The organism is Streptacidiphilus monticola, assembly GCF_042658505.1.
In the GTDB taxonomy this organism is placed as follows: domain Bacteria; phylum Actinomycetota; class Actinomycetes; order Streptomycetales; family Streptomycetaceae; genus Streptacidiphilus; species Streptacidiphilus monticola.
On sequence record NZ_JBHSQJ010000055.1, the window covers coordinates 69,880 to 78,355 of the forward strand.

At 75.0% G+C, this 8,476-nt stretch carries 8 protein-coding genes and 1 pseudogene; 5 read left to right on the forward strand and 4 right to left on the reverse strand.

What is annotated here, in order from left to right; all coding sequences use genetic code 11:
- The 3 genes and pseudogenes from ACFP3V_RS14285 to ACFP3V_RS14295 all read right to left on the reverse strand — a co-directional run.
- Window positions 1-267 (reverse strand): annotated as a pseudogene (locus tag ACFP3V_RS14285) (hypothetical protein); the annotation flags it as partial.
- Between the two features lie 16 nt (window positions 268-283).
- Window positions 284-610, reverse strand: a complete 327-nt coding sequence (locus ACFP3V_RS14290) for a DUF6504 family protein (RefSeq protein ID WP_380583370.1) — start codon at window positions 608-610, stop codon at window positions 284-286.
- A 195-nt stretch (window positions 611-805) separates the two neighbouring features.
- The gene (locus tag ACFP3V_RS14295; RefSeq protein WP_380583371.1) at window positions 806-1,450 is read right to left on the reverse strand and encodes a class I SAM-dependent methyltransferase; all 645 of its coding nucleotides are present in this window, start codon (window positions 1,448-1,450) and stop codon (window positions 806-808) included.
- Window positions 1,451-1,575: 125 nt separating this feature from the next.
- On the opposite strand from ACFP3V_RS14295, the gene ACFP3V_RS14300 reads away from it, so the two are divergent.
- From ACFP3V_RS14300 to ACFP3V_RS14310, 3 genes are read left to right on the forward strand one after another with little or no spacing between them, the layout of a single operon-like run.
- A complete protein-coding gene (locus ACFP3V_RS14300; protein WP_380583372.1) occupies window positions 1,576-2,205 on the forward strand; it encodes an ATP-binding cassette domain-containing protein in 630 nt (209 codons plus the stop codon).
- Window positions 2,198-4,342: a YhgE/Pip family protein gene (locus ACFP3V_RS14305; protein WP_380583373.1), complete on the forward strand. Its 2,145-nt coding sequence runs from the start codon at window positions 2,198-2,200 to the stop codon at window positions 4,340-4,342. Before ACFP3V_RS14300 ends, ACFP3V_RS14305 begins: the two co-directional genes overlap by 8 nt.
- Window positions 4,343-4,355: 13 nt before the next feature.
- Window positions 4,356-4,964 (forward strand): TetR/AcrR family transcriptional regulator, encoded by a 609-nt coding sequence (locus tag ACFP3V_RS14310; RefSeq protein WP_380583374.1) that lies wholly within the window; start codon window positions 4,356-4,358, stop codon window positions 4,962-4,964.
- On the opposite strand, the gene yczE is transcribed toward ACFP3V_RS14310, so the two are convergent.
- Entirely contained in the window at window positions 4,924-5,565 is a 642-nt protein-coding gene (yczE, locus tag ACFP3V_RS14315; protein WP_465270099.1) for a membrane protein YczE, read from the reverse strand. The genes ACFP3V_RS14310 and yczE overlap by 41 nt on opposite strands.
- Before the next feature lie 97 nt (window positions 5,566-5,662).
- Between yczE and yczR the strand changes: the two genes are divergently transcribed.
- Window positions 5,663-7,162 (forward strand): MocR-like transcription factor YczR, encoded by a 1,500-nt coding sequence (gene yczR / locus ACFP3V_RS14320; RefSeq protein ID WP_380583375.1) that lies wholly within the window; start codon window positions 5,663-5,665, stop codon window positions 7,160-7,162.
- A 533-nt stretch (window positions 7,163-7,695) separates the two neighbouring features.
- Window positions 7,696-8,409, forward strand: a complete 714-nt coding sequence (locus ACFP3V_RS14325; RefSeq protein WP_380583376.1) for an SDR family NAD(P)-dependent oxidoreductase — start codon at window positions 7,696-7,698, stop codon at window positions 8,407-8,409.
- The last annotated feature ends 67 nt before the right edge of the window (window positions 8,410-8,476 follow it).

An 8,476-nucleotide genomic window follows, 5' to 3' on the forward strand; every position in this document is an offset into this window, starting at 1 on the left:
GAGGTGGGCGGTGGCGTACCGCTCGAGCGGGCCCTCCAGGGTGCGGGCCTCCGCCAGGCCGCGGTGGGCCTGGGCGAGCAGGTCCAGCGCGGCGGGGGGCGCGCCCGCGCGGCGCAGCACGGGGTGCACGTCCTCCGGCGGACGGTAGGGCAGGCCCGCCCCGCCGGTCGCCGTGGGCACGGCCGGGGCCGTGGTCGCGGTGGTCAGCGGCAGCTGCAACACCTGGCCGCCGTCGGGGAGTTGACGGTTGTTCTGCTGGTGGCTCATGGTCTTCCCCTGTCACTCAGTCCGTCGTGCTGGTGAGGGTCCATCGGCCTGCGGCCTGGTCGAAGCTGAGATCGTAGACACCGGGGGCGAAGCAGCGCCCCGGGCTGGCCTCCACCCGCCAGACCTCGCGCTCGGTCGGATCGCCCAGCGCCAGCCGCCGGGTGCGCTCGGCGGCGGCGGCCCGGCGGGCCTCCTCCCACCACGCGCCGCTCTCCTTCCAGTGCCCGAGCACCTCGCGCACCGCGTAGACGCGGTCCCGCCAGAGGAAGTGCGTGGGCAGGCCGGCGGCGCCGGGGACCGTGCCGCCCCTGACCTCGATCAGGTCCGCACGCTTTCTGCTCATCGCGCTCCTCCTCCCGGTCATGTTCGAACTGTCGTTCGAACATCTTCAGAGTAACCCGCTGCACCCGAGGCACGTCAACGCCATTCGCCCTCGTCAGCCATGGAACCCGCCCCCACTGACAAAAAAACCGGGCCGGTCGGCCGCAGAAACCTCTCTCCACAGCCCTGACCAGCCCGGATCACCCTTTCGAGCGAGCTATCGCAGTCGCGCCCGCGCCCAACCCCGGTCCGCCGTCAGCCACGCCTCCCACCGCAGCCCGGCCTCCTCCAGCGCGCGCTCGAAGGCCGCCTCGTCCAGGTACCGCCGCCGGAACTCCTGCACCCACCGCCCGTCCGGGAAGACGTACTCCACCCGCCCGTCCTCGACCCGAATCCGGCCGCCCGCGAACTCCCGCTCGAACGGCGCCCGGTCGTACAGCCCTTCCGGCTCCCGCTGCACCAGCACGCACCCGGCCGCCGAGACATGCCGCGCGCAGCTGCGCAGCAGCGCCGCGCACAGCTCCGGATCGGCGGTGTTGACCAGGTGCGAGGCCAGCAGGACGACGTCGAAGACCTCGCCCAGCTCCAGCGATTCGATCGGCGAGCACACCGTCCGGGCACCTCGCACCCGGGCGAGCATCTCCGCGGAATCGTCCACCGCCGTCACCACGAAGCCCCGCTGCAGCAGAGGGTGCGTCACCCTGCCCGCGCCGCAGCCGAGTTCGAGGACCGACGCGCCGGCCGGGACCGCTCCGGCGACGAGGTCCGGCTCCTCTCCGGCCGGCAGCCGGGCGTACAGCTCCACCGCGCAGCCGTCCGGTGCGATCGCCCCCGGGCCGCTGCCCCGGTGCCCCTCCCGCATGGCTCTCCCTTCTCCGCGACGTGACTCGCACCACCTTTGCCCGGATCCGGGTAGGAGCACACTCCGCCCGGGGCTATCTTTGAACTGACCAGTCAGTCTAAAATGGGGAACGGGGAGGGGCTCCGATGACGACAGCGGAGCTTGAGGTTCGGGAGCTGGCGCTCAGAGGCCCGCGCGGCTGGGTGTACCAGGGCGTGTCCTTCGAGGCGTCCGCCGGTGTCGTCGCGCTCGCCGGGCCGCGCGGGTCCGGGCGGACGTCGTTGCTGCTGACGCTCGCGGGGCGGATGCGGCCCGGCGGCGGGGAGGCCGTCGTGTTCGGGCACCCGCTGCCGCGACGCGCCGCACGCGTGCGGGGGCTGAGCGCGCTGGGGCCGGTCCCCGGCGTGAACGACCTGGAGCAGAGCCTCAGCGTCGGCGAGCACCTGCGGGAGCGCCGCTGGCTGCACCGGGGCACCCGCCGTCCGGCCGAGGTGCTCGCCGAGGTCGGCCTGGCCGAACTCCAACCCCGCACGCTGGTAAGGGACCTGGACGAGCTCGACGCCTTCCGCCTGGGCACCGCCCTCGCCCTGCTCGGGCGCCCCCGCCTCCTCGCCGTAGACGACGTGCCGGACCGCCCGGAGGCGTGGCAGCTCCTGCACGCGGTCGCGGAACGCGAGGACGGCCCCCTCGTCCTCGCCGCCACCCTCGACGTCCCCGGCCTGCCGGCCGAGACGGTCGTCCCCCTCGCGCACGACAAGGAGTCCGCCCGTGCCTAGGTCGATCGGCCTCGCCCGCCTCGAACTGCGCCGCTTCGCCCGCGGGCGGCTGCCCCGGGCCGCGCTCGTCGCGCTGCTGCTGCTGCCGCTGCTCTACGGCGCCCTCTACCTCTGGTCCTTCTGGAACCCCTACGGCCACCTGGACCGCCTCCCGGTCGCCCTCGTCGACGAGGACCGGCCGGTCACCGTGCACGGGCAGCGCATCGACGCCGGGCACACCCTGGACGCGGAGCTGACCCGCCGTCACATCTTCGGCTGGGAGCACGTCACCGCCGAGCAGGCCGCCAAGGGCGTCGCCGACGGGAGGTACTACCTCTCGCTCACCATTCCCGCCGACTTCAGCGCGGACATCGCCGGCTCCGACAGCGACCACCCGGCGCTGGGCGAACTGCGGGTCCGGACCAATGACTCGAACAACTACATCGTCGGCCAGATCTCCCGCTCCGTCTTCGACGAGATCCGCGCCGCCGCCTCCGCCAAGGCCTCGCGCGGCTTCTACGACCAGGTCTTCGTCGGCTTCGCCGACATCCACGACCGCACCGTCACCGCCGCCGACGGGGCCGACCGGATCACCGGCGGGGCCCGGCAGGCCAGGCAGGGAGCCGGGCAGCTGGCCTCCGGCGCGGACGCCGCGCACAGCGGCGCCCAGCAGCTGGCCGCCGGGCTGGACCAGGCCGCGGCCGGGAGCGGTAGCCTCGCCAAGGGCCTGGCCAGCCTGGACGCCGGCTCCGCGCAGCTGGCCACCGGCGCGGCCCGCGCCGCCGCGGGGACGCAGCAACTCGCCGACGCCGTCAACCCGGTGGCCGCCGACCTGTCGCCGCTGCTGCACAAGTACCCGACGCTGATCCAGGACTCGGCCACCGCCGTCGCCACCGGGGCGACGCAGATCGCAGACCGCCTCGACCAGCTCCCCGCCGCCACCCGCCAAGCCCTCGCCGACGCCCGCGCGGCCGCCGCGAAGCTGGACGCGCTGCAAGCCGCCTGCACCGCCGACTGCCTGACCGTGCGTCAGGCGGACCAGGCCGCGCACCAGGTCGTCACCGTGGCCGAGCAGGTGGACGCCACCGTCCAGCAGCTCGCCCCGCAGCTGCACGGCCTGGCCCAGGACGCCCGGCACGTCGCCGCACTGGCCAGGCCCCTGGCGCAGCCCGGCCTCGCGCACCGCTTCGACACCGCCGTGGCCCAGGTCAACCAGCTCAACCGCGGCGTGCACCAACTCGCGTCCGGAGCGAGCCGGTTGCACCAGGGCACCGGCCAGGCGCTGACCGGGGCCCAGCGCCTGGACAGCGGGCTCACCACCCTCGACGCGGGCGCGCACAGCCTCTCCGGCGGCCTCTACCGGCTCTCGGACGGGGCCCAGCAGCTCGACACCGGCCTCGGCTCCCTCGTCAGCGGCTCCGGGCAGCTGGCCACCGGCCTGCACCAGGGCGCGACACAGATCCCGGACTACGACGCCGACCAGCGCGACGCGCGTTCGGCGGCGATGAGCGACCCGGTCCAACTCGCCCGGGACGTCCTCAACCCGGCGTCCACCTACGGCACCGGCTTCGCGCCGTACTTCATCCCGCTGGCGCTGTGGGTCGGCGCGATGGTCGGCTACATGCTGCTGCGCCCGCTCAGCAGCCGGGCCCTGGCCGCCAACACGCCCGCGTGGCGGGCGGCCCTGGCCGGCTGGCTGCCGGTCGCCGCCGTCGGGATGCTGCAACTCGCCGCGCTGCTGGCGGTGTTGCACTGGGGCCTGGGCCTGCAGGCGGTCCGCGCCGCGGGTGTGGTGGGCTACCTGGCGCTGACGGTACTGGCCTTCACCGCGATCGTGCAGTGGCTCAACGCCCGCTTCGGACCGGCGGGCCGGCTGCTCACCCTGGCGCTGCTGATGCTCCAGCTGACCTCGGCCGGCGGCACCTATCCGGTGGAGACCAGCCCCGGCTTCTTCGGCGCGATCCACCCCTACCTGCCGATGAGCTACGTGGTGGCCGGGCTGCGCCGCCTGATCAGCGGCGGTGACCTCGCCGTGGTCTGGCAGGGCTGCGCGGTGCTGGCCGCCTTCGCTCTGGGCGCGCTGGCGCTGACGACGCTGACGGCCCGCCGGAAGCAGGTGTGGACGCTGTCCCGGCTGCACCCCGAGCTCTCGCTGTGACCGGCGGGGGAGAATGGGCGCCATGACGACCACCACCGGCAAGCGCAGGGCGGCCACCCGGCAGAAGCTGTTCCAGGCCGCGGTCACGCTGATCGCCGAGCAGGGCTACTCGGCGACCACCGTGGACGAGATCGCCGAGCGCGCCGGGGTGGCCAAGGGCACCGTCTACTACAACTTCACCAGCAAGGCGGAGCTCTTCGAGGAGCTGCTGCGCCACGGCGTCGGCCTGCTGACGACCGCGCTGCGGGCGGCCGGCGACGGCCGCCGCGGGGTGGACGCCCTCGACGCGATGACCCGCGCGGGCCTGGAGTTCCTGGCCCAGTACCCGTCCTTCGCCCAGCTGTTCGTGGCGGAGACCTGGCGGGCCAACCGCTCCTGGCACGAGACACTGCGGCTGATGCGCGAGGAGGCCGTGGGCGTGGTGGCCGCGGTGCTCCAGGAGGCGGTGGACGCCGGGGAGTTCCCGGCCGACCTGGAGGTGCAGCTGACCGCCTCCGCGCTGTTCGGCATGGTGCTCGTCGTCGGCCTGGACTGGCTGGTGTTCCAGCCCGAGCGCAGCCTGGACGACGTGCACGCCGGCATCAGCCGGCTGCTGCACGCTCGGGTGCGGCAGCCGGGCTGACGGCGACGACCCGGTCGCGCGAGCGGTCCGGCACGGTGAGCAGCCGCAGGAAGACCTGGACCAGCGGGCCGATACCGAAGGCGTAGACGACGGTGCCGATGCCGACCTGGCCGCCCAGCAGCCAGCCGACCGCCAGCACGGTCACCTCGATGACCGTGCGCACCAGCCGGATCGACCTGCCGGTGCGGCGGCTGAAGCCGGTCATCAGGCCGTCGCGCGGGCCGGGTCCGAACCGGGCGCCGATGTAGAGGCCGCCCGCGACGGCGTTGAGCACCACGCCCGCGGCGAGCAGCAGCAGCCGCAGCGGCAGCCCGCGCCCGTCGGGGACCAGCGCCAGCCCGGCGTCCACCGAGAGGCCGATCACGAAGACGTTGGAGATGGTGCCGAGGCCGGGCCGCTGGCGCAGCGGGATCCACAGCAGCAGCACCGCCGCGCCGATGATCATCGTGACCGTGCCGTAGGAGAGGCTGACGTGGCGGACCACGCCCTGGTTGAGCACGTCCCAGGGGGCGAGGCCCAGGGTGGCGCGGATCTGCAGCGCCATGCTGAATCCGTAGAGTGCGAGGCCGAGATAGAGCTGGACGAGGCGGCGGGCGAGCACCGGGAACCCCCTTGGACTGGTGGAGCCTGAGCTATGGTGCCAGTGTCAGCAGGATTGGCCTGCTCCTCCATAGCCAATTCGAAGAAGGTGGACTGCTGTGGCTCCTGCCTCCCCGTCCGGCTCCGCCCGCTCCTCCATCGGCGCGGCCCAGCTGGACCGTGCCCTGGGCGAGGGCTGGCAGCGGTCCTCGGGACCGGTCTACCGCTCGCTGGCCGTCGGCCTGCGCACCCTGGTGCTGGACGGGCGGGTGCCGGTGGAGACCCGGCTGCCCGCCGAACGCGAGCTCTCCGCCGCCCTCGGGGTCAGCCGCACGACGGTGGCCGCCGCCTACGAACTCCTGCGCGGCGAGGGCTTTCTGGCGAGCCGTCGGGGCGCGGGCAGCTGGACCGCCCTGCCCGCCGGGCGTGCCGTGCCGGCCACCGGTCTCTCGCCGCGCTCCGGCGACGCGGCCGGCGGGGACGCCATCGACCTCGGCGTGGCCGCGATGTGCGCGCCCGAGCCGTGGCTCAGCCAGGCGATGGCGGCGGCCACCGCCGAGCTCCCGCCGTACCTGGCCACGCACGGCGACTTCCCGGCGGGGCTGCCGGTCCTGCGCGAGGCGATCGCTGCCCGCTACACCCAGCGCGGTGCGCCGACCTCTCCCGACCAGATCATGGTCACCAGCGGCGCGGCCGGGGGCCTCGCCCTGGTACTGCGTCAACTCCTCGGCCACGGCGACCGGATCGCGGTGGAGTCCCCCTCCTACGCCAACGCCCTGCAGGCCGTCCGCTTCGCGGGCGGGCGCGCGGTGCCGGTCCCGCTCACCGCGGACGGCTGGGACCTGGACGGCTGGGCCCGCACCCTGCGCGACGCCGCGCCCCGACTCGCCTATGTGATACCGGACTTCCACAACCCGACCGGACTCCTCATGGGCGCCGGGCAGCGCCGGGAGCTGGTCGCACTGGCCCGGGCCACCGGCACCGTGCTGGTGGTGGACGAGACCATGGCCGAGCTGACCCTGGACCTGGACGAGTCCCAACTCCCGCCGCCCATGGCCTGCTTCGACCGGGCGGGTTCGGTGATCACCCTGGGCTCGGCGGGCAAGACCGTCTGGGGCGGCCTGCGCATCGGCTGGATCCGCGCCTCGGCGGACCTGGTGCGCCGGATCGCCGCCGAGCGGTCCAGCCTGGACGTGTCCTCCCCGGTGCTGGAACAGCTGGCGGCCCGTCACCTCTTCGACCCGGAGCGGTTCCCGGCACTGCTCGCGCAGCAGCGGGACCGCGTGCGCGGGCAGCGCGACGCCCTGGTGGCCGCGCTGCGCGAGGCCGTCCCGGACTGGACCTACCGGGTGCCGCAGGGCGGCCTGTCGCTCTGGGTCCGGCTGCCGGAGCCGCTGTCCGGCAGCGCCCTGGCCACGACGGCGGAGCGCTTCGGCGTCTGGATCGGCTCGGGGCCCCGGTTCGGCCTGGACGGCGTCCTCGAACGCTTCGTCAGACTGCCCTTCTCGCAACGCCCGGAGGTCGCCCGCGAAGCCGTCCACCGGCTCGCGGGCGCTGCCGCCGCCCTGCGCGAGGGCGCGCCTGGCCTGCTGCCGGCGGACGAGTTCCCGCTGCTGTAGCGCCCGGGCGGGCCGGGCCCAGCCCACGGGGAGGCTCCGCCCGGGGCGGAGCCCCTGGGTGGCCGCCCAGGAAGCAGGCAGGCGCAGGCCCTCCGCGGCGGGCGAGCCCAGTGCGGCGGCGAGCCCAGTGCGGCGGGGGGAAGCCCGGTGCGGCGGGGGGAGCCCGGCACGGCGGGGGGAGCCCGGCGGGGGGAGCCCGGCACGGCGGGGGGGGAGCCCGGCGGGGGGAGCCCGGCACGGCGGGGGGAGCCCGGTATTCCCGGTACGGCGGGGACGGTGTGGCGCAGGCCGGGCGGCGCGGCCAGGACCTNAGCCCGGTATTCCCGGTACGGCGGGGACGGTGTGGCGCAGGCCGGGCGGCGCGGCCAGGACCTCCCTACGCCCTCCCCCTGACGCGGGACAAGGCCGCCGAGGGCCCTGCCGGGCGAGGGACGAGCGCCACCCGCTCAAGGCCTGGCTGACCGTCCGATCCGGCCCGCGTCACCGGGGCTGTCTGCGGGCAGCGGACCGCCACCCGCAACAGAATGGCTGACATGGCACTCATCCTGGTGACCGGGGCGTCCACCGGCCTCGGACGCGACACGGCGAACACCCTGGCCGACGACGGGCACGACGTGGTCGTCCACGTCCGCAGCGCGGACCGCCTGCCCGAGGGCGACAGTCCCGGCCGCTGGAAGGGCGTCGTCACCGGGGACCTGGCCCGCACGGACGAGATCCACGGCGTCGCCCGGCAGGCGAAGGGGTTCGGCCGCTTCGACGCCGTGATCCACAATGCGGGCGTCCTGCACGGGCCGGACGTGGCGACCGTCAACACGGTCGCGCCCTACCTGCTGACGGCCCTGATGGACCGTCCGGCCACGCTCGTCTACCTGAGCAGCGGGATGCACCGGGGCGGCTCCACCGACCTGCGCCGCCTCGACGACGGGACCGCCTCCTACAGCGACAGCAAGCTGTGGGTCACCGCCCTCGCGCTCGCGGTCGCCTCGCGGTGGGCGGGGACCGCGAGCCACGCGGTGGACCCGGGGTGGGTCCCCACCCGGATGGGCGGTCCCGGCGCGCCCGACGACCTGATCGCCGGCCACCGGACCCAGGTGTGGCTGGCCACCCGCGACGACATGTCCCCGCGCACCGGCGGTTACTGGTACCACCAGCGCGCTCAGACGCCCCATCCCGCCGCGCAGGACGCGGAGTTCCAGGCCCGGCTGCTCCAGGCGCTGGAGCAGCGCACCGGGGTTCCGCTCGGCTGACGCCGCGTCAACTCCCCGGGCGCTGCCGTCGGCAGGCACGAGACCGGGGGGCGGAACGCGACCGGCG

Bases quoted from the DNA above. Each gene is read 5' to 3' on its own strand.
- ACFP3V_RS14310 (WP_380583374.1), top strand. From the start codon at position 4,356: ATGGGCGCCATGACGACCACCACCGGCAAGCGCAGGGCGGCCACCCGG.
- ACFP3V_RS14325 (WP_380583376.1), top strand. From the start codon at position 7,696: ATGGCACTCATCCTGGTGACCGGGGCGTCCACCGGCCTCGGACGCGAC.
- ACFP3V_RS14290 (WP_380583370.1), bottom strand. From the start codon at position 610: ATGAGCAGAAAGCGTGCGGACCTGATCGAGGTCAGGGGCGGCACGGTC.
- ACFP3V_RS14295 (WP_380583371.1), bottom strand. From the start codon at position 1,450: ATGCGGGAGGGGCACCGGGGCAGCGGCCCGGGGGCGATCGCACCGGAC.
- ACFP3V_RS14300 (WP_380583372.1), top strand. From the start codon at position 1,576: ATGACGACAGCGGAGCTTGAGGTTCGGGAGCTGGCGCTCAGAGGCCCG.